General features: G+C 69.6%; 22 protein-coding genes, 2 tRNA genes and 1 pseudogene. 15 read left to right on the top strand and 10 right to left on the bottom strand.

Features of this window, described 5'->3' with window-relative positions; translation table 11 throughout:
- Positions 1-45: 45 nt before the first annotated feature.
- Both OG538_RS25640 and OG538_RS25635 read left to right on the top strand, forming a co-directional pair.
- Entirely contained in the window at positions 46-1182 is a 1137-nt protein-coding gene (locus tag OG538_RS25640; RefSeq protein ID WP_406097372.1) for a peptidoglycan-binding protein, read from the top strand.
- A 179-nt stretch (positions 1183-1361) separates the two neighbouring features.
- Positions 1362-2024 (top strand): HAD-IA family hydrolase, encoded by a 663-nt coding sequence (locus OG538_RS25635; RefSeq protein ID WP_406097370.1) that lies wholly within the window; start codon positions 1362-1364, stop codon positions 2022-2024.
- A gap of 6 nt (positions 2025-2030) precedes the next feature.
- Here OG538_RS25635 and OG538_RS25630 read toward each other — a convergent pair whose 3' ends face one another.
- Positions 2031-2780: an ABC transporter permease gene (locus tag OG538_RS25630; RefSeq protein WP_406097368.1), complete on the bottom strand. Its 750-nt coding sequence runs from the start codon at positions 2778-2780 to the stop codon at positions 2031-2033.
- 291 nt (positions 2781-3071) lie between these two features.
- Between OG538_RS25630 and OG538_RS25625 the strand changes: the two genes are divergently transcribed.
- The 4 genes from OG538_RS25625 to OG538_RS25610 all read left to right on the top strand — a co-directional run bounded on the left by OG538_RS25625 (position 3072) and on the right by OG538_RS25610 (position 7088).
- Positions 3072-3716 (top strand): HNH endonuclease family protein, encoded by a 645-nt coding sequence (locus OG538_RS25625; RefSeq protein WP_406097366.1) that lies wholly within the window; start codon positions 3072-3074, stop codon positions 3714-3716.
- 125 nt (positions 3717-3841) lie between these two features.
- Positions 3842-5590: an alkaline phosphatase D family protein gene (locus tag OG538_RS25620; RefSeq protein ID WP_406097364.1), complete on the top strand. Its 1749-nt coding sequence runs from the start codon at positions 3842-3844 to the stop codon at positions 5588-5590.
- 83 nt (positions 5591-5673) lie between these two features.
- Positions 5674-6132 carry a DoxX family protein gene (locus tag OG538_RS25615; protein WP_406097362.1) on the top strand — a complete coding sequence of 153 codons (459 nt, stop codon included), beginning with the start codon at positions 5674-5676 and terminating at the stop codon, positions 6130-6132.
- 278 nt (positions 6133-6410) lie between these two features.
- Positions 6411-7088 (top strand): DedA family protein, encoded by a 678-nt coding sequence (locus tag OG538_RS25610; RefSeq protein ID WP_406097360.1) that lies wholly within the window; start codon positions 6411-6413, stop codon positions 7086-7088.
- Here the strand turns inward: OG538_RS25610 and OG538_RS25605 are convergent.
- Together OG538_RS25605 and OG538_RS25600 are read right to left on the bottom strand one after the other, a co-directional pair.
- Positions 7075-7299 carry a DUF2277 domain-containing protein gene (locus OG538_RS25605; protein WP_406097358.1) on the bottom strand — a complete coding sequence of 75 codons (225 nt, stop codon included), beginning with the start codon at positions 7297-7299 and terminating at the stop codon, positions 7075-7077. The two genes, OG538_RS25610 and OG538_RS25605, sit on opposite strands and share 14 nt — an antisense overlap.
- Before the next feature lie 122 nt (positions 7300-7421).
- Positions 7422-7862, bottom strand: a complete 441-nt coding sequence (locus OG538_RS25600; RefSeq protein WP_406097356.1) for a hypothetical protein — start codon at positions 7860-7862, stop codon at positions 7422-7424.
- A gap of 443 nt (positions 7863-8305) precedes the next feature.
- Here OG538_RS25600 and OG538_RS25595 point away from each other — a divergent pair, with 443 nt between their 5' ends.
- Positions 8306-9643 carry an MFS transporter gene (locus OG538_RS25595; protein ID WP_406097354.1) on the top strand — a complete coding sequence of 446 codons (1338 nt, stop codon included), beginning with the start codon at positions 8306-8308 and terminating at the stop codon, positions 9641-9643.
- A gap of 39 nt (positions 9644-9682) precedes the next feature.
- Here the strand turns inward: OG538_RS25595 and OG538_RS25590 are convergent, their stop codons facing one another.
- The 3 genes from OG538_RS25590 to OG538_RS25580 all read right to left on the bottom strand — a co-directional run bounded on the left by OG538_RS25590 (position 9683) and on the right by OG538_RS25580 (position 11991).
- Complete coding sequence (locus OG538_RS25590; protein ID WP_406097353.1) at positions 9683-10390, bottom strand: B3/4 domain-containing protein; 708 nt, start codon at positions 10388-10390, stop codon at positions 9683-9685.
- A gap of 44 nt (positions 10391-10434) precedes the next feature.
- Positions 10435-11082 carry an FMN-binding negative transcriptional regulator gene (locus OG538_RS25585; protein WP_406097351.1) on the bottom strand — a complete coding sequence of 216 codons (648 nt, stop codon included), beginning with the start codon at positions 11080-11082 and terminating at the stop codon, positions 10435-10437.
- A 72-nt stretch (positions 11083-11154) separates the two neighbouring features.
- Positions 11155-11991: an EamA family transporter gene (locus OG538_RS25580; RefSeq protein ID WP_406100294.1), complete on the bottom strand. Its 837-nt coding sequence runs from the start codon at positions 11989-11991 to the stop codon at positions 11155-11157.
- 117 nt (positions 11992-12108) lie between these two features.
- Here OG538_RS25580 and OG538_RS25575 point away from each other — a divergent pair, with 117 nt between their 5' ends.
- Both OG538_RS25575 and OG538_RS25570 read left to right on the top strand, forming a co-directional pair.
- Entirely contained in the window at positions 12109-12693 is a 585-nt protein-coding gene (locus OG538_RS25575) for a helix-turn-helix domain-containing protein (protein ID WP_406097349.1), read from the top strand.
- Between the two features lie 172 nt (positions 12694-12865).
- Positions 12866-12940: transfer RNA gene (locus OG538_RS25570), tRNA-Trp, on the top strand.
- A gap of 205 nt (positions 12941-13145) precedes the next feature.
- On the opposite strand, the gene OG538_RS25565 is transcribed toward OG538_RS25570, so the two are convergent.
- Both OG538_RS25565 and OG538_RS25560 read right to left on the bottom strand, forming a co-directional pair.
- A complete protein-coding gene (locus OG538_RS25565) occupies positions 13146-13568 on the bottom strand; it encodes a hypothetical protein (protein WP_406097347.1) in 423 nt (140 codons plus the stop codon).
- 556 nt (positions 13569-14124) lie between these two features.
- Entirely contained in the window at positions 14125-14550 is a 426-nt protein-coding gene (locus OG538_RS25560) for a hypothetical protein (protein WP_406097345.1), read from the bottom strand.
- 244 nt (positions 14551-14794) lie between these two features.
- Between OG538_RS25560 and OG538_RS25555 the strand changes: the two are divergent.
- A pseudogene (locus OG538_RS25555) lies at positions 14795-15170 on the top strand (tyrosine-type recombinase/integrase); the annotation flags it as partial.
- A gap of 266 nt (positions 15171-15436) precedes the next feature.
- Here the strand turns inward: OG538_RS25555 and OG538_RS25550 are convergent.
- A complete protein-coding gene (locus tag OG538_RS25550; protein ID WP_406100293.1) occupies positions 15437-15673 on the bottom strand; it encodes a DUF6578 domain-containing protein in 237 nt (78 codons plus the stop codon).
- 939 nt (positions 15674-16612) lie between these two features.
- Here OG538_RS25550 and OG538_RS25545 point away from each other — a divergent pair.
- The 3 genes from OG538_RS25545 to OG538_RS25535 are packed head-to-tail and all read left to right on the top strand — an operon-like array spanning position 16613 to position 21398.
- Complete coding sequence (locus tag OG538_RS25545; protein ID WP_406097343.1) at positions 16613-19825, top strand: CHAT domain-containing protein; 3213 nt, start codon at positions 16613-16615, stop codon at positions 19823-19825.
- Positions 19822-20394, top strand: coding sequence for a hypothetical protein (locus tag OG538_RS25540; RefSeq protein WP_406097341.1), 573 nt, complete (start codon positions 19822-19824; stop codon positions 20392-20394). Before OG538_RS25545 ends, OG538_RS25540 begins: the two co-directional genes overlap by 4 nt.
- A 2-nt stretch (positions 20395-20396) precedes the next feature.
- Positions 20397-21398, top strand: coding sequence for a hypothetical protein (locus OG538_RS25535; protein WP_406097339.1), 1002 nt, complete (start codon positions 20397-20399; stop codon positions 21396-21398).
- 451 nt (positions 21399-21849) lie between these two features.
- Here OG538_RS25535 and OG538_RS25530 read toward each other — a convergent pair.
- Positions 21850-21924, bottom strand: a tRNA-Val gene (locus OG538_RS25530).
- A gap of 194 nt (positions 21925-22118) precedes the next feature.
- Between OG538_RS25530 and OG538_RS25525 the strand changes: the two genes are divergently transcribed.
- The gene (locus tag OG538_RS25525; protein WP_406097337.1) at positions 22119-22907 is read left to right on the top strand and encodes a DUF4097 family beta strand repeat-containing protein; all 789 of its coding nucleotides are present in this window, start codon (positions 22119-22121) and stop codon (positions 22905-22907) included.
- A gap of 71 nt (positions 22908-22978) precedes the next feature.
- Complete coding sequence (locus tag OG538_RS25520; RefSeq protein WP_406097335.1) at positions 22979-24436, top strand: hypothetical protein; 1458 nt, start codon at positions 22979-22981, stop codon at positions 24434-24436.
- Positions 24437-24654 lie beyond the last annotated feature (218 nt).

The following is a 24654-nucleotide window of genomic DNA, read 5'->3' as shown; positions in this document are numbered from 1 at the left end:
GGCGGGCTGCATAATCGCAGGCAGTTCAAGGGGAGGGGACCCACAATGACCGGACATATGTGCCCGGAGTGCGGTACGGACAACAGACCGGGCACCGGCCCGCACTGCGCCTGCGCGCCACGCGCGGCCCGCGGTGACGCCGGACCGCGGCAGAACGACGGGCAGCTCGGCGCGGCCGGACAGCGGCAGACCGCCCCCGACGCCGCCTTCGCGCAGCAGGCCGCCGCCCGTCCCGACGACCGGGAGCGGGCCGCCGAGCAGCAGCGCATCGCGGCACAGCACGCCGAGCGGTCGGCGGAGATGGCGGCGGCGGAGGACTTCGACCCGCTGCGCATCCGGCCGTACGTGACGCTGGGCGGCGAGGAGCCCGAGGCGGCCGCCTCCGAACCCGCCCGGGGGGACGCGCCCGGGGGCGCCGCCACGACGATGCCGCTGTTCCTGGATCCGGTGGGCGCGCTGCCGGGCGCGGCGGACCCGGCCGGCGCGGAGGGCTTGGACGAGACCGCACTCCTCACGACCGGCCCCGACCCGGTGCAGCCACGTCGCCGCCGGCCCTTCGCGGCGCTGGCCGCGGGGGCGGCCGTCGTCACCGTGGTCGGCACGGCGGCCTTCGTGGGCGGCCTGTTCAACGGGGACAGGAGCCAGGAAGCCGACCTGGACCAGGCGCTGCCCTCCACGGTGAGCAGTGTCCACGAGGAGAGCATCGAGCCGTCGGGCTCCGCCTCGGCGTCCACCTCCCCCTCACCCTCCCGTCCGGCATCCGGCTCGCCGTCCGCGTCGGCCTCGGCCTCGGCGTCCGCCTCCACCTCGCCGTCCGCGTCCCGCTCCGCGTCCAGTTCGGCGTCGGCGTCCCCGACAGGGTCGGCCGAGGCGGCATCGCCCCCCGCGGCCACGGCGGGAAGCAGCACCCCCGCGGCGGTGGCGCCGCCCGTCCAGTCACAGAGCGCCGCGACGCTGCGGCGCGGGGACTCCGGCCCGGAGGTGACCGAGTTGCAGCGCCGTCTCCAGGAGGTCTGGGTCCTCGACCAGGGGCCCACCGACGACGACTACACGGAGCGGGTCGAGAAGGCCGTGGGCGACTTCCAGAGCTGGTGGAACATCCAGGGCGACCCGAAGGGGGTCTACGGGCCGAACACCCGGCAGGCGCTGGAAGGAGCCACCACGGGCCGGGGGCGCCACTGACCCGCGCGGGAGGCCGCCCCGGTGCCGGGATTGGCTTTCCCGGCACCGTTTTTGTATCGTGGAGAAACAAAGTGGCCTCCGCGCGCATACCCTGACCGGCGAGCGGGGGCCACTTGTTCTCCTTCCCGCGCCGCACGTCTCCGCGCGGCGTTCGCTTCCCCCCGCTCTGGAGCCCGCCCATGCCGGCCACCGCCCTCACCGCCCACGCACTCCTCCTCGACATGGACGGCACGCTGGTGAACTCCGACGCCGTCGTGGAGCGCTGCTGGCGGCGTTGGGCACTGCGGCAGGGCCTGGACCCGGAGGCAGCACTCAAGGTGGTCCACGGCCGGCAGGGATACGCCACCATGGCGGTGCTCCTCCCGGACCGTCCGATGGAGGAGAACTACGCGGACAACCGGTTGATGCTCGCGGAGGAGACCGCCGACACCGACGGGGTCGTCCCGATCGGCGGCGCCCCCGCGTTCATGGACGCCATCGCCACGCTCCCCCACGCCCTGGTCACCTCGGCCGACCTGGCTCTGGCCCGGGCCCGGATGACCGCAGCCGGGCTGCGGATGCCGGAGCTCAAGGTCACCGCCGAGAGCGTCGGCGCCAGCAAGCCGGACCCCGAGGGTTTCCTCAAGGGAGCGGCGGGGCTCGGTTTCGCACCGGCGGACTGCCTCGTCTTCGAGGACTCCGAGGCGGGCATCGCGGCCGGCCGGGCGGCGGGCATGCGTGTCGTGGGGGTCGGCCCGCGCGCGGCGGCGCTCTCCCCCGACGCACACGTGGACGACCTGACGCAGATCCGGGTCGAGGCGGCGGCGGACGGTTCCGTCGTCCTGCACATCAGCGGACGGTAACCACCCTCAACGCTCCCCGGCCGGGCCCCGGTGCAGCCGCCCCCGCGCCACCAGTTCCAGCACGGTCGCTACGGCCGCGGCCTGCACGGCCATCAGGGCCACCAGCACGAACAGCTGTACGGCGCCCGCCTGTACCGGTGAGGCGCCGCCCAGCAGCATGCCCACGAAGGCCCCGGGCAGCGTGACGAGTCCCACCGTGCGCGTCTGGTCGAGTCCCGGCAGCAGCGCGTCCGACGCCGCGGGCCGGGCGATCTCCATCCGTGCGTCCCGGTCCAGGAATCCAAGGGCCATCGCCGCCTCCACCTCCCCCCGCCGCGTGGTCAGTTCATCGAGCGCCCGCCGGCCGCCGAGCACCGTCGCGGTCAGCGCGCCGCCGATGAGAATGCCCGTCACCGGAATCAGCGCGATGCCCCGGACCGGAAGAAGGCCGGTGAGCAGCAGCACGGCGACGACCGGCGCTACCCCGACCCCGATCGGCACGGCCACCCACCACCACGTGCGGTTTCGCGTGACCCGGCGCCCCGCGGTCCACACGGCGACGGCGTACATCAGCGCGATGAACGCGAACATCGGCGCAAGCGCGTGGACCACCCAGCCGATCAGCGAGGAGACCGCGGCGAGCTGGACCGCCGCCCGCAGCCCGGCCACGACGATCTCGCGTGACCGGCCGAGGGACGCGAACCGGGCGACGGCAGCGGCCGCCGCGAGCAGCAGCGCCAGGACGATGCCGAGCGTGACGGTGACCGGAAGCAGCACGCCGCCACCCTAAGACCGCACGAGCCCGGCCCCCCGCCACGAACCGGGATCCCCGCGGCGGGTCGCGGTCCGTCCCGGCCCCCGGACCTGCCGACTCCTCAGTTCCGTACGCCCGCGCACGCACTCCGGTACGCCCCCGTACCTCGAACCCCTTTGTCAGACCCCTTGATGTGACGTGCCCATGTCGCCACTCTGTTACCTGGCGCCCACCCCCCAGAAACCTGGCGCCGCCACGATGGCCGGGCCACGTCCAACGGCCGTCCACCATCCCCCCACATCAAGGGAGTTCGCATGTCAGGTGTCTACGCGCGTCGCATAGCCGTCCTCGCCGCATCCGCCGCCCTCGCGGCAACCACCGGACTGCTCACGGCCCCCAGCGCCCAGGCGGCCATGCCCACCCCGGTCTCCGCCGCCACCGCCCGTACGTATCTCGGCGAACTGACCGTGCAGGCGGAGGGCTCGTCCACCGGATACAGCCGGGACAAGTTCCCGCACTGGATCACCCAGTCGGGCGCCTGCAACACCCGCGAAGTCGTACTCAAGCGGGACGGCACGAACGTCTCGCAGGACTCCAGCTGTGCCGCCGTCAGCGGCAGTTGGTACTCGCAGTACGACGGGGCCACCTGGACCGCCGCATCCGATCTGGACATCGACCACATGGTCCCGCTCGCCGAGGCCTGGCGTTCGGGCGCATCGAGCTGGACCACAGCCCAACGGCAGGCGTACGCCAACGACCTGACGCGCCCCCAGCTCATCGCTGTCACGGACAACGTCAACCAGTCCAAGGGTGACCAGGACCCCGCAACCTGGCTCCCCTCGCGCACCGCGTACAAGTGCACGTACGTACGCGCCTGGGTGCACGTGAAGCACTACTACGGGCTGAGCGTCGACTCCGCCGAGAAGAGCGCCCTGCAGTCCGTGCTCAACGGCTGCTGAGGACGCCCGCCCCGGAACCGCCCCGCACTCCCCCGTCGTTCCGTACGGTACGAACCCGCCGTGCGCATCCGCCGTACGGACCACCCACGGGACCGTCCCGTACGGAACGACGCGAGGAGCACCACATGGCCGGCCTGCGCCTGGGACCACTGCTGCGGTACGTCGACTGGGAGACCGCCTCCACCGCGACCGTCTGGGTCGAGGCGGACCGGCCTTGCACAGCCGAAGTCCGGTGCGCGGACGGAGCGTCGGGCTCGTCCCGCACCTTCGCGGTCGCCGGTCATCACTACGCCCTGGTGGTGGTGACCGGACTGACGCCCGGCTCCACCACCGCGTACGAGGTACTGCTCGACGACCGCCCCGTGTGGCCACCCGAGCAGTACCCGTTCCCGCCGAGCACGATCACCACCCCGCCGATACCCGGGGCCGCGGACGGCGGCACCGAGGCAGGGCAGGGGACGGTGCGGGTCGCGTTCGGCTCCTGCCGCTGGGCGGCGCCGCCCGCAGCCGGCCACCTTCCGGGCCGGAACGACCCCGTCGGCCCCGACGCCCTGGACGCCCTCGCCGCCCGGCTCGCCGCCGACCCCGGCGCCGCACGCCCCGACGTGCTGCTGCTCCTGGGCGACCAGGTCTACGCGGACGAGACCTCGGAGGCCATCCGCCGCCGACTGGCCGCCCGGCGCGATCTGGACGAGCCACCGGGGGCGGAGGTGGCGGACTACGACGAATACACCTTCCTGTACGACGAGTCGTGGCGCGACCCCGAGGTGCGATGGCTGCTCTCGACCGTGCCCAGCTGCATGATCTTCGACGATCACGACGTCATCGACGACTGGAACACCAGCGCCGCCTGGCTGGCCGGCATGCGCGCCACGTCCTGGTGGAACGAGCGGATCGTCAGCGGGCTGATGTCGTACTGGGTCTACCAGCACCTGGGCAACCTCTCCCCCGCCGAACTCGCCGCGGACCCGCTCCACACGGCGGTGCACGCCACCCCGGACGCCACCGACGCGGTGCGCCGTTTCGCGGCCGCGGCCGCCGCCGACCCCACCCGCACCCGCTGGAGCTACCGACGCATTTTCGGCCGAGTACGGCTGCTCATGGTGGACAGCCGCGCGGCCCGGGTGCTCGACGAGCAGCAGCGGGCGATGCTCCACCCGCAGGAGGCTCAGTGGTTGCGGGAGGAGGCCCTGGCGGCTCTCGGTTCGTTCGACCACCTCCTGATCGGCACCTCGCTGCCGTGGCTGCTGCCGCCTCTCGTGCACGACGCGGAGCAGTGGAGCGCCGCGCTGTGCCGGGGCGAGCGGGGCGGGCCGGACGGCCGCTGGGCCCGCGTGGGCGAATTCCTGCGACAGCGCTCCGACCTGGAGCATTGGGCGGCCTTCCCCGAGTCGTTCCGGCAACTGACGGAGCTGATCCGGGAGGTGGCCGCCGGACCTGGGGCCCCTGCGACGGTATGCGTGCTGTCGGGCGATGTGCACCACGCGTACATCGCGGAGCCCGTCCCGTCCGCTCCAGCACCCGGCGACGCACCGACCGCTCGCGTGTTGCAGCTGACCTGCTCTCCCGTGCACAACTCCATCCCCGCACCGCTCAGGGGCGGCTTCCGTTTCGCCTGGAGCCGGGCGGGACGGCTGCTCGGCCGGCTGCTGGCCCGGCACGGGCGCACCGGAACGCCGTCGGTGCGGTGGCACAGGGCGGGCGGACCGTGGTTCGGCAATCAGCTGATGACGCTGACTTTGCGTGGCCGGAAAGCCGCGTTGTCAATGGTTCAGGCCAAGTCGGGCAAGAAGGGGACCGTGCTGGAGCTGGCCTTCGACCGCTCACTGACCGATGACAACGCGTCGCGATCCAGCCAGTCGACAAAACGTTGAACTTGCAAGTATTGGTGAGGCCTACCTAATCTGTGGCGCTCAGTCGGCTCACGTCCCCACCAGACCGAAGGAGCTCTCCCCACATGTACACACGCCTGAATCAGGCCCAGCCCTATGCCCTCGCGCTCTTCCGCATCGTCGTAGGCCTGCTCTTCGCCTGCCACGGTGCCGCCTCGCTCTTCGGCGTACTCGGCGGCGCCATGGGCGGCGGCTCCATACCCGCCGGCACCTGGCCCGGCTGGTACGCGGCGGTCATCCAGCTCGTCGGCGGCAGCCTCGTGGTACTGGGCCTCGGCACCCGTATCGCCGCCCTCGTCGCATCCGGCTCCATGGCGTACGCCTACTTCAAGGTGCACCAGCCCGAGGCGCTCTTCCCCCTGGAGAACGGCGGGGAGCCCTCGGCCGTCTACTGCTGGGCCTTCCTCCTGCTCGTCTTCACCGGCCCCGGCGCCCTGGCCCTGGACCGGCTGTTCACCTCCCGCACCACCGCGAACGGCGGCCAGGACCGCACACCGGAGCCCAGCACCCCGATCGCCGCCTGACCCACTCCCCGCACCCACAGCACCGGCCCGCGCCGACCGGGCCGACCACACCACCTGGACCTCGTGCCCGCCGGGAACCGCTCCCCGGCGGGCACGAGGCACGCGAGCAGGGGCAGCACGGGTGTGCATGGTGCGTCTGTGACGCACGTGAGATGCCCAACATCGCGCACATATATAGATCTTCCGGTGATCGACAGGCGTACGCTGTACAGCTGGCCCTGCCGCTCCTGCCGCTCCCCTGCGACGTCGCGGCGTTGTTACGGAACGGGGAGTAGAAGGTGCTCGAGAGTGTGGGTGCGCTGACCAGCAGCCCATGGATCTACGCCGTGGTCGCCCTCTCCGTGCTGCTGGACGTCTTCCTTCCCGTGCTGCCGAGCGGGGTCCTCGTGATCACCGCCGCCACGGCCGCCGCCGCAGGCACCACCACCGTCGCCGCGGACGCCGCGGGTGCTGCCCGTCACGTGACCGAGGTCCCCTCGGTCCTCGCCCTGATCCTCTGTGCGGCCGCCGCCTCGGTCATAGGCGACCTCGTCGCGTACCGGGTGGCCTGGCGCGGCGGCGAGCGCCTGCACCGCACGATCGCCCGCTCACGCCGCCTCACCTCGGCGCAGGAACGTCTCGGCGCCGCCCTGAGCCGCGGTGGCGGCGTCCTCGTCGTCATCGCACGCTTCGCACCGGCCGGCCGCTCGGTCGTCTCACTGGGCGCGGGCGCCTCACACCGGGACGTGAAGGAGTTCCTGCCGTGGTCCGCCGTGGCAGGCGTGGCCTGGGCGGGCTACAGCGTGGGCCTCGGCTACTTCGGTGCCCACTGGCTCGGCGCGAGCTGGCTGGGCACGGCCCTCTCGGTCCTGGCGCTCTTCGGCGCGGGGGCGTTCGCCGCACTCCTGATGAAGCGCCCCGCGGCGGCCGCGGCCGCCGCTGCCTCCTCCGCGGTATCGGTCCCTACGGCGTCCTGACACCACCCCGCACTTCCAGGCCGTCCAGCAGCCGGGTGGTCGCTTCGGCGATCTCGTCGACGGCCCGGTCGAAGACTTCCCTGTTGTGCGCGGCCGGGGCGCGGAAGCCGGACACCTTGCGGACGAACTGCAGGGCGGCGGCGCGGATGTCCTCGTCGGTCGCCTCTTCGGGGAGGGCCGGCGGGCGGAGGGTCTTGATGCTGCGGCACATGTCTCCAGTGTGGACCGCCCCACTGACAACGTCCCGGTACCAGCCGCCCTGGATGTACGGGCAGAAGGACGGGCCCGGTGGCAGCAACTGCCACCACCGGGCCGGAACCTTGGTCGTGCCTGTCAGATGACCGCCTTGGAACGGTCCGTGCACAGGGCCCAGATCACGAAGGTGTCGATGGCGAGGGAGACCACGGCCCAGATGGGCTGGTAGGGCAGCCACATGAAGTTGGCGATCATGTTGAGCGCCGCAAGCCCCACACCGGCCCAGCGCGCCCAGGCCGCACCCTTGAGGATGCCCCAGCCGACGACGGCGATGATGATGCCGAGGACGAGGTGGATCCAGCCCCATGCGGTCACGTTGAACTTGAAGACGTAGTCGTCGATCCGCGCGTAGACGTCGTTCGAAGCGATCCCGGTGATGCCCTTGATCGCCCCCAGCACCCCGTCGACCATCAGCAGGACACCGGCGAACATGATCCCGCCGGCGGCCCAGGGGTTGATGCCGCCGGGGTGGGACGGAGGTGGGGAAGAACTGCCCGGTGTGGGCGCGGTCTGTGCCATGAGGACTCCTGGGCCGGTGGAACTTCACGTCAGACCGACCCTCCTCGGCGCGTCCGGGCACTGCTACTCGACGCGGCCGAACGGGTGAGGGGCCCATTACCGTTTTGGTTGCCCCGTAATGGGCCGCCCGCGAGCCATGTGCCAGGCGGAAATTCACTCCCCGTCCGGTATCCCGGCGGCTACCCTTCGGTCCACCACGAGACCCCGGGACAGGAGTGAGGAATGGCCGGTCGCCCGAGCGCGCGCTGACGTCTCAGGTCGTGACCGACCCGTCATCGCGCGCCGCCCTGTTCTGCGGCGCAGCGAGCCTTCTCGCCCGAGCCGCCGGTGTGCTTCCCCGCGCCCGGCCGGCGAACGTTGTCCTCCGCAGCTCAAGAGGTCTCTGTGCAATCGACGCCGTACACCCGAACCTTCCCCGCCCCCGCGCACGTACGGGGCACGCGATGAAGGCGGCCGACAGCAACCGCACCGGTTCTTGGCCGGGCCTGTGGCGGGACGCCGACTTCCGCAGACTGTGGGTGGGCCAGACCGCCTCCCAGTTCGGGGCGCAGGCCACACAGGTCGTCCTGCCGCTCATCGCCGTGGTGTCGCTCAACGCGGGGCCCGGTCAACTCGGTCTGCTGCGTGCGGTGGAGCAGGCACCGATCCTGCTCCTCTCGCTCTTCGCGGGCGCGTGGGTGGACCGTCGGCGCGCCCGCACGGTGATGGTGTCGGCGGACTGCGGCCGGGCCCTCGCCCTGGGAGCGGTCCCCGCCGCGTATCTGCTCGGAGTCCTCGGGCTGCCCGTGCTGCTCGTGGTCGCGCTGCTCGTCGGCGTACTGAGCGTGTTCTTCGACGTGGCGTACCAGGCCTCGCTCGTACGACTGGTGGAACGCGACCGGTTGTTGCAGGGAAACAGTGCGCTGGAGGGCAGCAGATCGGCCGCGCAGATCGGCGGCCCGGCACTCGGTGGCACGCTGGTGTCGCTGTTCTCCGGCCCGGTCGCCGTGGTCATGGGCGCGTTCTTCTTCGCGCTGTCGTCCGTGTCGATCGGGCGTATCCGCGGGCGGGAGCAGGTCCCCGCGCGAGGAGAGGGCCCTGTCCGCATCCGGCGGCAGATCCTCGAGGGCCTGCGCTTCGTGGCCGGCAACCCCTCCTTGCGGGCGGTGGGCGTGGCCTCGGCCCTCTTCCAGTTCTGGTTGGCCGCGCTGATGACCGTCTATCTGCTCCATCTTCCACGCGGACTGCACCTGTCGGGCGCGGCCGTCGGCCTGGCGCTCGCCGCGATGGGCCCTGGTGCGGTCCTGGGGTCGCTGCTGGCTGCCCGGCTGCCGGGGCGGTTCGGGTACGGCAGGGTGCTGGTGTTCTCGGCGGTCGTCGCGGACGGCGTGATGCTGTGCGTACCGGCGCTGCACGGCTCGACGACTGTCACGCTCCCCGTACTCGTCGGCGTCAACTTCCTCTTCGGCACCTTCGGGCAGTTGGTCAACGTGACGATGATGGCCGTGCGGCAGGCCCTTACACCCGTCCGGATACAGGGCCGCGTCGTGGCGACCATCAACTTCGCCGGCATGGGTCTGACCCCGGTCGGTTCCCTGCTGGGCGGCTTCCTGGCGAGCCACTGGGGGCTGCGCACGAGTCTGCTGGTGACCGCCGCCGCCCTCGCCCTGTCCCCGCTGTTCATGGCGTTCTCGCCGCTGGCGCGTCTGGGCAGAGACCTTCCGTACGCACAGCGGCCGGGTCCGCCGAGCGTCTGCCGGCAACAGGCGCGCAGCGGCGCCCGGACGGCTCCGAAGCCCTGAGACGCCCCGGCCGGCGGCTCAGGTGACCGGCAGCACCTCTCACCCGGTGGTCCGCGAGGATGCCGGGCCGAGGTAGTGCACCGCGGTCTGCTCGGCGTGCGGAGCGAGAAGTTCCTGCAGCTGCGACGCCGCAGCCTTCAGGAGGTGTCCGTCGCGGGCCGCCTGCAAGGTTTCGAGGACGAAGGCCACGCGTGTGGAGTCCTCGGTGACCCGTGTGCGGTGGGCGTCGCGGTGGTTCCAGTGCCGGGTCAGCACACCGCTGCCGTCCGTGTAGACGATCTCACCGGGCTTGGGGTTCTCGACGGTGCCGGGTTCACCGAGCGGGGTGAACTCCTCGCTGCCGTCCGCGTACCGGATGTCGATGTCGCCGGTGACCCGGTCGAGGTCGAAGGCTCCCGCGGGCAGACCGTGCCGCACGGAGACGGCGTTGTAGGAGTCGACCGCCGGGTTGATGCGCGGCAAGGTCCCCTTCTTGGCGAGGCGCCTGCCGAGCGCGTCGACGCTGGGGCGGATGCGCCGGGGGTTCGTGCCGAAGGAACGGTAGGCGGTGTGCCACGCCTCGATGCGGGGGTCGGTCTCTTCGGCGGGCTGCCAGGTGCCGTCGGCGAGTTGCTGCTCCAGCTCCTCCAGGGCGGCGGCGGTGCCGGGCCAGTCCTCACGGCCGCGCAGACCGGTGGCGGTGACCACGGCGATGAGGGTCTCGGGGAAGGCGTCGGCCACGGCGGGGGCAAGGTGGACATCGGTCATGAGGCGAGGGCTCCGTTGCTTCGTACGTACGACGGTTGCGGGGGTCAGGCCTTCCACGGGCCCATGCGGTCCAGACGACGGCGCTGCTGACCTGCGGTCGGGGCGTCGAGGCCCTTCCCGCGTCGGGTGAGACTGTCGGCCACGGCCGCTCGGTGCTCGACGGGCTTGTGGTCGTCGTACTTGAACGTGGCCACGGCCTCCGTGACTTCGAGGCGCAGCCCACGGATGCCCGGCAGCATCCGGCCGTACGGGGGCCGGCCGACGGCGACGGGGGCGTGGTCGCCGTCGGGCTGGACGTGGGCGAGCCGGCGGCGCAGCAGCAGGGCCTTCGCTTCGGGGTCGTCGACGACGGTGGCGCGGCAGGCGAACTGCACGGCCGCGTAGTAGCTGGTCGGAACTCCTTCGGCGGGCGGGGTTCCGGGCTTGGCGCGCCAGGGGCCGGGGATGAAGGCGTAGTCGCCGATGACGGTGAACGTGACGTTCGGGTCGTGCTCGATCGGCTCCCAGACCGGGTTGGGCCGGGCGAAGTGGATCAGCAGGTCGCTGCCGTCGATGGTGAAGTGGGTGGGGACGACGGCGGGCGGGCGGCCAGGCAGGCCGTTGACGCTGAGCTGTCCGAAGTCGTGACCGCCGGCGATCCAGGTCTGCCATTCGGTTTCGTCCAGGGCGGCGTCCCAGGGCTGGATGAACATGCTGCTCCTTTCCTTGTGACTCTCGCTGCTGCGGGCCGGCGTCGGCACTCGCTGCTGCGGGCCGGCGGGCGATCAGGTGAGGGCGAGGAGAGTGACGGCAGCGGCGGCGGTGCCGAGTCCGACGAGCTGGCCTCGGTGGATGCGTTCGGCCAGCACGCTGCGGGCCAGCAGGACGGTACCGGCCGGGTAGAGAGCGGTGATGACGGCGACGACGGCGAGGTCCCCACTGCGGGCGGCGAGCAGGAACAGCAGGTTCGCCACCGAGTCCAGCACGCCGGCGGCGGCGGCCATCGCGTAGGCGGGCCTCTCGGACCCCAGCCTGCGCAGCATCAGTCCGGCAGCGCCCAGCGTGACGGCCGAGGACACGGCCCTGCCGGTGATCAGCGGTGCGACCCCACTGTCGGAGGGGGCCTGGTGCAGGAAGATCAGCTGGAGGGCGATGGCGGCGCCCGCACCGAGTGCCAGCAGCAGCGCCGTACGCGAAGGCCGTACCGACCCCGACCCGTGCCCGGCACTGACCAGCACCACCGCCGCCAGGGCCAGTGGCAGACCCACCGGTCCGGCGACACCCAGGTGCTCCCCCTGCAACAGGCCGACGCCTACGGGCAGCATGGCGGAGACCAGCGCGGTCACGGGCGACAGCACGTTCATCGGGCCGATCGCCAGAGTCCTGTAGAGGAGGGCGAACGCGGCGGCGGACGCGACACCGGATGCGGCGCCCCAGCCCAGGGCCCCGGCACTGAACGAGGCGCCGAGGAACGGCCACAGCAGCAGCTCGACCACGAGGGAGGCCGGGGCCGCGATCATCACGGTGCGCAGCACATGGGCTTTACGGGCGCCGAGGCCGCCCAGGAAATCGGCGCACCCGTAGGCGAGTGAGCTGCCCAGGGCCAGCAGCAGAGCAATCACGGGCACATCCCTTACTATTCAGTGGAACGACCCAACGGTACAACGAACCGACCGCCCCGTGTCAACCAAACGACCGCGCGGTGCACTCCATTGGTCTCTCGCAAGGATGGTGATCGGATGGCCGAGACGGACACGGCTCTGCGCTCGCTCGCGCACAACGTCAGAGCGGCCCGCACCCGCGCCGGCCTGTCCCTGGACGAACTGGGCCGGCGCGCACAGGTCAGCAAGGGTGCTCTGGTCGGGTTGGAGAAGGCCCAGGGCAACCCCAACTTCGCCACCCTGGTCCGGCTGGCCGACACGCTCGGCATCTCGGTGTCCGCACTGATGGAAGGACCGGCGGAAGGCCGCGTCCGCGTGGTGACGGCCGACGCCGTCGCCCCTCTGTGGACCGGAGCGCAGGGCAGCGAGGCCCGGCTCATGCTGACGACCTCGGGCCCGGCCCCGGTCGAGGTGTGGCGCTGGCGGCTGGAACCGGACGAGGAGTACCCCAGCCACCCCCACCAGGCCGGGGTCGTGGAAACGGTCAGCGTCACGTCCGGCCGCATGACGCTCGTCGTCGACGGCGCCGAGCACCGCGTCGAGGCCGGCCAGACGGCCACCTTCGACGCCGACGCCCCCCACACGTACCGCGGCGTCGGCCCCGATGCCTGCCACCTGATCATGACGGTCCACCTGCCACCCGGCCCGGTTTCGGCCGCCTGACGGCGGCGCACGGAACACGGCGACGTCCGCGCCGGCCGGCTGGGACTCGGGAACTCGCGACCACGAATGGTCGCCCCCGCGACCCACACGACGTCATCACCTTGCTCTGACAGCGACATCGCCCCGCACCCGTACAGCCCGGCAGAACGCCCTCCTAGGATGGCGGCAGGGCGGAGCCGTAGCGCAGAGGTCGTCGCGCGCGGTCTCCAAAACCGCGAGGACGCCGGTTCGAATCCGGCCGGTTCCGCCTTCTCACCGCACCCGGCTTGCCTGCCGGATGACAGCGCCACCGCCGGGCCCAGAGGCGCAGTTGGCCCTGCACCGCTGGGTGCGCGTCGCCCCGCTGCCGGCACTCGGCCTGCTGCGGGCTGGGCCGTGCCCTTGTCCTTCGATCCTCGCCTCGCCCACCGGCTCCACTCACCACCCACCCCAGCCCCGCCCGTCCGCGGCTGTCACCAGTTGCTGACGCCTTGAGGTTCTCCGAATGACCGTGCCTGACCGCTCGGTCCGGCCCGCATCGGCGCGCGCGCCTGAAGCTCGACACGCTCGCTCACCACGTCGTCACCGGGCTCCCCGTAGCGCAGCACGACGTGTGCCGGCCGAAACGGAAGCAGGCGCAACCCAGGCTCCATCACCCGGAACAAGGCTTCGGCATCAGGACCGTAGGCGTAGATCGCCACCTCTCCCCCGCCGAACTCATTGCCGTCGACGTCACCCACTCCAGCGGCTGCGACCACGGCCCCGATGGACCGCTCGGCTTCGAAGACCAATGACCTCTGGTCAGGTTCACCGAAGTCCTCGCCGCCCAGCTGGAAGCGAGCGATCACGGCGTGTTCCAAAGACTCGTCCGGCAGTTCATAGAGCGCGGCCTGCATGGCGACACCCTCCCACCTGGCTCTGACAGCCGCCTCCTGCCCGTCATCTGAGCGTGCGGCGCTCGCAGGGGACACCTGAATGGTGAGCTCGGCCGGAAGCTAGTGCCTGCTTGCGCTTCCACCGCAGGACCAAACCGGCGGACCCGCCCTCCAGACCGTTGCCGTCCTCGATGTATAGGTGACTTCCATCGGGAACTCCATCGCCGACCAACACGAGGAGATGCCCAGCGTGCGCCCTGAGACCTGCGGCGTTCGCCTCAATGACGACCTCTCCCCCAAGGTCCCGCACCTCGATCCGCGCGTCCGCCTCCCAGTTGAAGACTTGGGCGACACCATCGGTCACGGCCGTAACTTGGGCACTCCCAATGGGCGCGCTGCTGGATCGGAGGTCATGGAGAACATGATGCCGCTCCACACACCCGACTCCGGAGGCCGGCCCGATTCTCCATGTCTCTGCAGTTCAAGCGTCTGATACGCCCTCCGGCTGACGAGTTGTCCCGCACACCTCCCGTGCCGTGGCGATCACGTAGTCGGTTCGCGGCCAAGACCACTTGGATCAGCCTTCCTCCCGGCTGAATTCGTGCGTGCATCCCCCGGAAGTCACGTCCCGCGTGAAGCAGGCGATGAAGGAATCCGGGGAGCCGTAGAAGGCCAATTTCATGTCCTCACAGTCCACACCGTCGAAGGTGACCTCGCCGTACGTTCCGGAGGAAGACCATGTTCCGTGTTGCCGGTCGGCGAACCCGGAGCACCCCCAACCGATGACGTCCGCCTTGTCCAAGCCCTCGGCTGTGAACGTGCCGTCGTCCTTGAACTCAACTGTCGCCCCGGACCAGTCCGACCACACGCCCGTCAGCCGATCAACGGTGTCGACCTCGACCGGGTAGTAGCCGGAACAGGCGGCCAACAGGAATGTCACCGCACCTCCCAACGAAGCGCCCATGAATGCACGTCGTGTCCGCTGATGCTGGACGACAGCCATGCGGCCCTGCCTCTCGTGTCTCGCACATGCCCGGTAGCGACGCCTCGAGGAAGCGGTGAACATCATCCTGAACGCGTTCAAGTCCTGGTGTCAATGCGGGCTGGGGCGCGCTTCGCGATTACGGTCCGCACACCTGGCAGGGAAGGTCGGCATAGAGAGACTCTGGGCGGGAGCTGCCATGGTCCGAGGACCTGCACCTTCGCTGACCTGGGTCGGAGCCTCGCGGTGACTCCCCCACAGCTCTCCCCAGCCCGCGACCTGTGTCGCTCCCCTTCGCCGGCAACGAATGCGGCAGGCCGCCATGCGCGGAGCCGCTAGCGAGAAGGGGGAGGAGACCCGGCTACGTTTTCACCACCCGCACGCGCCGGCCGATCGAGCCGCGCAAGTTGTACCGCTCGTTCACTCGGGTCGGCAAGTCGGCCGGACTCCGCGTGATTCGACTGCACGATGCCAGGAACGGTTGCGCGACGCCGCTAACCGCGGCCGGCGTCCCGCCCCGCATCTTGAGGGAGATCGTCGGACACAGCCAGATCGCGGTCACGACGAACATCTACGCCCGCGCTGCCCAGAACACGCAGCGCGAGGCCGTGAGTCACCTCGACCGCATGCTGAAGCGGCAGCGTCCGCCCGTGGATGACCACGCCCGTTGCCGTCAGAAGTGGATGCCAAAGGCCCCCAACCGTGATCGGTTGGGGGCCTTTGTACTGGTGGGCGCGGACGGTTTCGAACCGCCGATCTGCCTTGTAAGCCTGGCGCCCGCAGCTGATCCGTCATGGCAGCTCAGCCCCTCTGCGAACTACGACGCCTGTCACAAGCGGTTGAGGCCGCAGCAATCCGCCAGTGACCGTGATTGGCCGTTCGATCTGGCACGCGTCCGCTGGCCCCCTCATTGACCGCGAGCAGCAACCGAAACCGGTACGGTCGTGCCCGGAACGGAGTAGTTCCACGAGACAACATCCCCTGGCTCGAACCTCCCTCCGCAACACTGCAGCATCCAGTCGGCGGTGGCACCGCCGACGTCACGGGGAGACGTCAGACCGGGCCGGGGCTCACGCCCTTCGCCAGCCAGCTCTTCGCCTTCCAGAGCCGCGATGGCGCGGCGACGCCACCTGACGGCCAGCACCGTGGCGGCCCCGCCTGCGAGTAGGGCCACGCCGACGCCGCCCCACACCACGGCGGCAAGGGCGTACCCAAGTGACTCCAAGGCCCTTCACGCCCCCGATTCGTCGTCTTCGTCGCTGCCCACGGCCTCCAACAAACGCTGCAACGGCGCCGTACGGGCCGTGCAGCTGAGGCCGCCGGGATCCCATTTACATGCAGGGGCGGGCCGCCCGGTCGAAGACTGCCGGGCACCCCGCTCTCTGTTGCTACAGGGATCTGCTCGCCTGCCTGTACGAGGACGTGCACCCCAACATCAAGGGCGCCCTCCGGTGCAATCCACAAACCTTGAGCACTACTTATCGGATTGGCTATCCTTGACGCCCCTACCCTCGGGTCCCTGGGGAGCGTCGTGGCGCTACCGCACAACGAGACACGCAACACGTTCCTGGCCTGTGAGGGGTGGTTCCCGAGACTTCCGCTGAGTCACCACTTCTGGAAGCTCACCTTCTTCGCCGTGACGGCTTGGCCTCTGCTGGGCGCCGTAGTCCTGTCACTTCCGCCGCCATCCGAACACTTATGGTGGTGGCGATGTGTGGGCGGCGCGCTCTTGGCGGCCAGGCTCTGGGTGAGAGGCTGGTGGACAAGACATCAGACGCGAACGAAGCGCTGCGGGGAGCTCGCGGTTCGGGCGCTGGCCCTCGTGGCGGTCTTCTGGGTCGCAGCATCTTCGTTCGGCGGTTGGCTGGCGGACGTGTGGGCGGGATCCCCCTTTCGGGGAATCCGTGGCGGTCTGATTCTCTGCGGTATCTCTTTCCTGGCCTGGCTGACCATGGAGAGTCCGCTGGGCGCCCGCCACGATCTGCTTCGATTCGGCCCGGTGCGGCGCCTCGGTCGGAGGCGGCGGTGGAAGGTCAAGGACGACCGGTACGTCGTCCTACTGGGCCGCCGTCGCTGGCTACCCATGGATCCTGAAAACCAACAGCTCCTTCTGCGCTGCGTTCTATATGGGTTAGTGGGGGCCGGCTCAACACTGATCTATACATATTTCTCCAAAATTGCCCGACATGAGGACTGGGTGGGCTGGGCCGTGGGGTTCACGGTCCCCTTCCTAATCTCTTTGGTCTATCGACGCATCAATCGACTCATCGGCATGTCGCGCACCGAGATGATGCGGGAGGGGCCGAGTGATGATGTTCCGCCGCGTCTGGGTAGCCGCACCTTGATCGGCTGGCTGTTCCCGCTGGGCCGACTCGCCTGGGTCCTCCGTGCTCTGCTGGGTCGCGGAGTCCCGGTCTTCGCCATAGGCGCCCTGTACCACCCGAGGCCCGAACTGATCACGCCTGCTGTCCTGTTGGCTATGACAGAAGGCCTGCTCATCATCGTGACCGGGCGGCCGACGATGGACCTCGAGGACGCCGTCAACACCGCTGGGATGGCGCCGGAGCATCGCGAAGTGGCACTGCGCGGGTGGGTCTATGACTTCGTGCTCCGTCGCCCCTTCCGCCGCCCCGACCTCGGACTGATCTTCGCGTTCTCGGAGCTTTCGGTCAGCGTGCTGGAAGGCCGTCAACTGGGGTGTCTGACCCGTGCCCCGTCCGTAAGGAATTCACTACTGAAGCGCGGACCGGATGCGCGGGCGGCATTCCTCGAGTCGGCCGGCAGAGCGCTGGACATTATCGATGAGGTGCTCCCCGTTGATGATGTCCAGCGAAAACCGCTTGAACTGGCCGTGCTGGCCGCGCAGGGAAACATCGCCTCCTCCATCGCCTCTGTCGCAGGACAACCGGACATCCAGTTAGCCAATCACCGGAAGGCCGTTGACTATTATGAGGCGGCAGGCTTGACAGGGAGTGCCGCCCTTGAACGTTGCACGGCGGCAGACCTTCTGTTGGGCCAGCTGCACCGCGCCCGGGCCGCGGCCGAGATGCTCGCGCCTACGCTGGCGGATCCGGAGCTGGCGTCGCCTGTATTGGTTCTCGCGCTCGTCATCCATGCCGAATGCCTCATGGCGGAGGGCAGTAAGCGACCCGCTGTCCGTGTGCTGAGACGGATACCGAGTATCCGCATCACCCGAGGTGACATGCACCGACTCTCCAACGAACTGCACCACAGGAGCATCTCCCCGGCCGCCCAGCGGAGACTCCTCCGATTGAGGATCGAGTCGCGTGTGGAGGCGCTCGCAGAGCGACTGGCTACGGTCGACCGACAGAGGGGGAGCACGGTCAGGGTCCAACTCCCCACTGAGGCACGTGTGATGTTCGAACGCCTGGCTCCGGCGACGCCTGCGGGGCGTCTCGCCAAGGCTGAGCGGCTCATGCTCGCTGGCGAGTACGGCGAGTCGCTGTCGGAAGCATGGGAAACAGCAGAGCAGGCGCTTCAGAGCCGTGAACCTTTCTGGGCACGCAGATCGTACCGGCACCTCGCGCAGCTTTTTGAGCTGCAAGAGGACTGGGGGAAGGTCGACTTCTTCCTCAGACGGCAGATCCAAGTATTCGAAGAGATGCGTACCCAGGTGGCAGACCCGGAGATCTACCAGGACCTCACGGACGAGGCGTACGCGGAAGCCGTCGACTTCCTCGTGACGCGGTGCCACTCACTCGAAGTGCGTTCTCCTCATGATCGGCCGATGGCTCGGGCGTTTCAGATCATGGAGCAGGCCCGTTCGGCACATCTGCTGCGACTGCTGGGGCTGGCTGCCGCGCTGAGGCCTCCAGCAGCGTTCGCGAGCGCGGAGGCGCAGGCACTCGACGACGTCGGTATGGCACAGTCTCGACTGGCCCAGGAGTCTTCGTTCTCGTCCGCCCGGCAGGAGCAAGCACTGGCTGATCTGAAGGTTGCCCACGACGGCCTCCGTTCCATCTGGGACCAGATAGAGCAGTCGGACCCGGCTGGACGTGAGTACGCCGCGATACGTCGTGGCACCCCCACGTCCTTTGCGGAACTGGGACCAATCATGCGCTCCATGCCGACGGGCGCCGTCCTGACCGAGTACTTCTTCACGGACAAGACGCTCTTCGTTTTCATCGTCCGGGCGGACGATGAGCAGCCGGACGTCGTCAGCATCAACCTCGGTCCGGATCTGGTGGAAGCGATTGAATCGGGTTCCGACCGCATAGGTCTGAGCCCCCCGGACCCTTGGGGCGAAGCGCTAGCCCCGTTGGTGGACGGCCTGCTTGAGCGCACTGCCCCGGGAGACCTGATCTGGTTCGTGCCGCACGGGCATCTGCACCACATTCCGCTGCACGCCATTCCGGTCGATGAGGGGCCGCTCTCCATGCGCAACCCGGTCTGCTACACGCCGAGTGCCTCGGCCATGACATACGTCCGACGCGGCAACCGCTCCCCGGTCGGGCGGGCCCTGGTGCTGGCGGACACCCGCGTGGAGAGCGCTCCGCCGCACACCGGCTGGGAGGCCCATGCAGTCATGCGCCGGTTCGGCGGCGGAACGGACCTGCTGGTTGGCTCCAGCGCCTCACGGAGAGTCTTTCTCGACCGCCTGGCCGACTCCGAGTACGACGTCATCCACCTGGCGTGTCATGGTCTGTTCGATGAGCGGAACCCCATCGCATCCGGCCTACGGATCGGCGATGACGTCGTGACCATGGCCGACCTGAGCGCGCTTCGGCTGAATACCTCGCTTGTCACACTCAGCGCGTGCGAGAGCGGCCGTGGAGGACGGCGCACCGGTGACGACCTCGTCGGACTCACCCGGGCGCTGCTGCACGCCGGGAGCAGATCGGTCCTGGTCAGTCTGTGGAAGGTGGATGACATCTCGACGACTTTTCTCATGGACGCCTTCTACACGGCCCTGGGGACGGGAGCCTCCAAGGCCGAAGCGCTGCGGCAGGCCCAAGAGCGGCTACGTCGGATCACGGTGCTTGAGGCGATCGACAACTGTGGGCATTTCGCAGGACCTGCGACACGGGATCTGCTGCTGTCTGCGCTGGATATAGCTGAGCTTCGTTCTCTGGCCGGTGACAATGCGCGGGCCCGGGCTGACTACACCGAGATCGCCACCGTCGCCCCGCCCGGAAGCGCGGAATATCGCAAGGCGGTCCGCATGGAAAGGGTCCTGCGCAGCGGCGAGTCGTCCGCCGACTCGCTCGACTACGACCGGACGCCCTATTCAAGCCCGTATTACTGGGCCCCCTTCATCCTGGTAGGTGAGTGGTGACCGTACAACTGAAGGCCGATACCGCGCTGGTCGCGCTCGCAGGCCGCTCGTTCAGCCTGATTCCGCGAGATGCGTCGCGCGCTGAGGCGGCCGAACGACTGGGTAGCTGCCGGTTTGGTGTGGTCCTCAACTCGACGCAACGACCACTCGCCCTGATCACGGCGGACGATCTGGACCCGGTCTCGGCTTCCAGAGTCCCACTCCGTCCGGTGGTGACGTGCGCACCCGAACTGGCACTTGGTGAACTCGCTGATTCCGACGGAATCACGCTCCTGGACCTCACACACGGGTTCGTCCTCGTCGCTCAGGACGCGGTGGTCGGCGTGGTACCTGCCGCAACCATCGAGGCCTATCTGCCGCACCATCGGGCTCACGACGTCCGCTCCTCCGACTGGAAGGTGTCTGCCAGTGACTCCGGACTGCCCGGCACATCCACCGCAGAGGCACTGGTCGTCTGTCAGAACTGCAGCTATGTGAACTCTGTGGCGTTCTACGATCCGCGACGTCCACCGATCTGCGGTGGCTCGCAATCACCCGAGCACGCTCTTGAGATCGCGCTGGACAGTTGAGCATGCTTGGACGCGCGGTAAAGGAAGCCTCCGGTGTCGTCGACCGGAGGCTCTTCATCACGGCCTTCCTGCCCAGCCTGCTCTTTTGTGCCATGTTGGCCGCGACGGTGACAGCCGCCCGCCAACACACTTTCAAGGCGAGCCTCGACTGGTGGACGACCCAGGGCGGCAGCGCCCAAGTTTTGATGCTGCTTACGCTGTTCGTGAGCGCGGCTCTGCTGGCGCAAATCCTCGCGGTGTCGAGGTTCCTCATCGTGCGGGGCTTTGAAGGGCACTGGACCGTACTGCGGAGCATTCGGATCGCACCACTGGGGCTGTTCCTGCACCGGCGCAGGTTCACCCGAGCCGCCACTGATCCCGCGTCCCTGACATATCCGCCCCCGACGATGGCTGAGGAGATACAGCCGACAAGGCTCGGGAACATCCTGCGCGCTGGCGAGCTCTACCCACTCGCAAGGTACGGCATCGACGCCGTCCTGATCTGGCCACGGCTGTTTCACGTCCTCCCGGAACGTCTGCTCTCCCTGCTAATCGATGCCCGGGCGCAGTTGGAACTGATGCTTACGGTCAGCTCGTTGAGCGGAACCTTCTCGCTGGTCGCGGGCGGGTACACCTACTGGGCCTCGGATTCGACCACCCTTTTCCTCGGGTGTCTGTGGGGTGGCGCAGGACTGGCCTGGCTCAGCTACCGGGCATCCTTGTCCATCGCGGTCGCCTATGCGCAGCAGATCGCTGTCGCATTCGACCTCTACCGCAACGACCTCATCGCTCTCCTGGGTGAGGTGCGGCCTTCGCCCGCCGATGAACACGAGTACTGGGAGCGCCTGTCCATCTTCTGGAAGACCGCTCTCACCCGCAGAGCACCAACGGCGCGTCAAGTAACACCAGTTCGGATACAAGCGGGCACAAGGGTCATGTTGGCGCCTTCACTGGTCTCGACGTATCTCTCGTTCATCCTGCTGATCGGACTGTTCGGATCCGTAGCCGCCCGCTCCCTCTCATGAACCCGGCGAACGTCGCCTTCGGTGATGAGCTGGTCGATGCGCCAAGTCCCTGCCATGGATTTGACCTGCTGCGATTTCGACACTTCGAGCACATCGCCGCCACCGGCTTCCTCCGCATCCGGCGAGAGCCCCATTCCTGACCGTGGGCGGAATCAGCGGCCACCGAGCCGACAGCATGAGGCGAGTACGCGCGGCACCAGGTGCCGAGCGAGCTCGGCCTTGGTCGCAACGTCCGGTCGTTTCTCGGGCTGGTGTCGCGCTCGGTGGGCCACCACCCGGCCGGGGCAGCCGGGGGCGAAGACAGAGGCGGCGCGCGCCGTGCTCGCGCGGCGCCTTGAACCCGTAGGGAAGGTTTCTACTCACACAACCGGGCAAGCTCGCGGCCCGAGAGACTGCCGTCACCCACTACCGCCAACGCCCCCGCAGCGGCTCGCTGCGGGGGCGTTCGGGCTGGTGGGCGCGGACGGTTTCGAACCGCCGACATCTGCTTTGTAAGAGCAGCGCTCTACCCCTGAGCTACGCACCCGTGGATGAGGCAACAGGTTACATGCCTCTCGGCGCCCGTCGACAATCGGTTACCCGGGCCGGGGCCTCCCGCCCGCAGGCCGTACGGGGGATATCCCCACCCCCGAGACGGTAGCCGTCCGCATCGTCCCCGCCGCCGGCGCTGCATACGGTGGAGGCACATCGGCAGCGCCAGCCAGGGGGACTCGAATCGCCATGACCATCCGTACCCGCACCCGCACCCGTGTCCGGCCCCACGCCCTCGTGGCTGCCGGGGGCACCGTGCTGCTCGCCGGCGTGCTCAGTGGTTGTGGGAGTACGGACGTGGAGGACGCCCCCGCCGAGCACAAGTCGTTCGCGTACAGCGGGAAGACGCTGACCATCGACGCGGAGAACTCCACCGTGGACGTCGTGCCCGCCGACGTGGAGCGGATCGAGGTGACCCGCAGGGTCGACGGGTGGGTCGTACTCGGGAGTGGGCCGCATCCCGTGTGGAAGCTGGAGGGCGACAAGCTGACGCTTCGGGTGAAGTGCGATGCGCTGATCAGCGACTGCGAGGCTCATCATGAGGTGAAGGTGCCTCGCGGGCTCGCCCTGACCGTGGATGCGGACAACGGGAAGGTCACCGCCTCCGGGTTCGGTACGCCGCTCAAGCTCTTCTCCGACAACGGCGGGGTCGTGGTGCGGGATGTCACCGGGCCGCTGGAGCTGAAGAGCGACAACGGCTCCGTGCGCGGTGAGCGGATCTCCGGTGCTTCCGTGGTGGCGCGGTCGGACAACGGCTCGGTGAAGCTCGACTTCAGTCGGGTTCCGGATCTGGTGGACACCGTCAGTGACAACGGGAGCATCACCATCGATCTGCCGTCGGGCGGTAACCGGTACGCCGTGTCCGCATCGGCCGACAACGGGGACGTCTCCGTGTCCGTGCCCCGCAGTGACGACAGCCCTCATGCCGTGAAGGCGCACAGCGACAACGGCGAAGTCACGGTGCGAACCGCGAACTAACGGGCCCGTGTGTTCGTCCTTACCTGGTGGGAGAATGTACCGGTCAGGGCGAAGCAGCACGGGAGAGGGATGTGACGGCGACACACGCGAAGCCGCAGGCCAGAGCGGGTGGGAGCTCCGCCGTCAGTTCCGCCCTCAGTGATGTTGCCGGCCGTCCGGCCGGACGCGGTCGCGGTGGTGGCGGCGGACACGGTCGCGGTCGCGGCGTTCGTGATGTTCTCCTGCTGATGCTGCTGCCCGTGCCGCTGATCGCCGCCGCTGCGCCCGCCGCGTTCGCCGGGGGCGGCACGCGGCGTTGGTTCGGCGGGCGCGGGGAAGGGCAGCGGGCGGAGGCTCAGGCCGCGAAGGACGCCGCCGCCGAGGCCTTCTACGAGCTCGACACCGCTCAGCGCGATCTGCAGATCTCCATCGAGACGATCACGGCCGTGGACAGCTCGCCGGCGGCGCGCAAGGTGGTCGATGACTTCGCCGCTCTGGGGCGGCGCATCGATGAGGCCAGCAACACCTACATCACCGCGGTCGACGCGCACGACCTCGACCGGGATGATCTTGAACCCGCGGTCGCCTCCCGTGCCAAGGCCGAGCTGTCGTCCGCTAAGGACGAGCTGGTACGCGTGAAGGGCGAGCTGGACCGGTTCGCCGCCGGTCTCGGGCCGCTGCTGGGGTCCGCCGAGACGCAGCTCGCCCGGCTTGCCCCCGCCGTGGAGCGGGCGCGACAGGCGCTCCTGTCCGCGAGCAATGCTCTCGACTCGGTGCGGGCGTCCGGACTGCGGGCGGATGATCTCGCCGCCCGGCTCGCCGCCCTCGCCCCCGAGCTGACCAAGCTCAACCAGGGCGCCGGCCGGCACGGCGTGCCGGAGACGCTCCAGCGCGCCGATCAGGTGCTGCGCGATGCCGAAGCCGTACGCGCCGAGGCGGCGCAACTGCCCGAGCGGGCCGCCGAGATCGACAAGCGGCTGGTGACGCTGCGCACCAGAGCCCAGGCACTGACAACCCGGTCCGCCTCCGTCGAGCCCGTGCTCAGCGAGCTGCGACGGCGCTTCTCGGCGGCCTGCTGGCAGGACCTCCAGCCGGTTCCCGAGCAGGCGGCCGTCAATGTGCGCCAGGCGGAGGAGAAGCTCAAGGAGGCCGCGACGGCCCGTGCCGAGCAGCGCTGGGCGGATGCCACCTCGCGACTGAGTACGGTACGGGCCCTGCTCAACGCCACGGACGAGGCGGTGTCGGCGGCCGGTGACCGGCTGCAGCGACTGGACGCCGTCGCCAAGGACCCGCAGCAGGAGATCCAGCGCACCCGGTTCGCGATCCGCGACGCCCAGCGTCTCGCCATGGCCGGGCGCCACACACCCGAGCCGCGCCATGCGCGGCCGCTCGACGACGCGGTGGCCCGGCTCGACCAGGCCGTCACCGCCCTCGACGGGCGCCATCCCGACTACTGGCACTTCCTGACCGTGACCGAGGGTGTGCGGCAGACCGTCGCACGCGTCGTCGCCGAGATCCGCGAGGAGCGCGGCGCCGGGGCGGGCGCCTGAAGCCCAGGGCGGGCCGGGGCTCGATCGACGGAGCCTGTTTCTGACCAGGCCGGTGCTCGATCCCCGCAGCCCTCCCTGACCGGGCAGGTGCTCGATTGACGGAGCCCCTCCCTGACCAAGCCGGTGCTCGATCCCCGCAGCCCCTCCCTGACTGGCCGAGGCCTGACCGCCAGGCCCGGGACCCCGACGGCCGGTCGCGCGTGCGTCCCGGCCCGGGA

Source organism: Streptomyces sp. NBC_01013, assembly GCF_045162765.1.
Taxonomy (GTDB): Bacteria; Actinomycetota; Actinomycetes; order Streptomycetales; family Streptomycetaceae; genus Streptomyces.
This window is presented reverse-complemented; position numbering and strand designations above follow the sequence as displayed.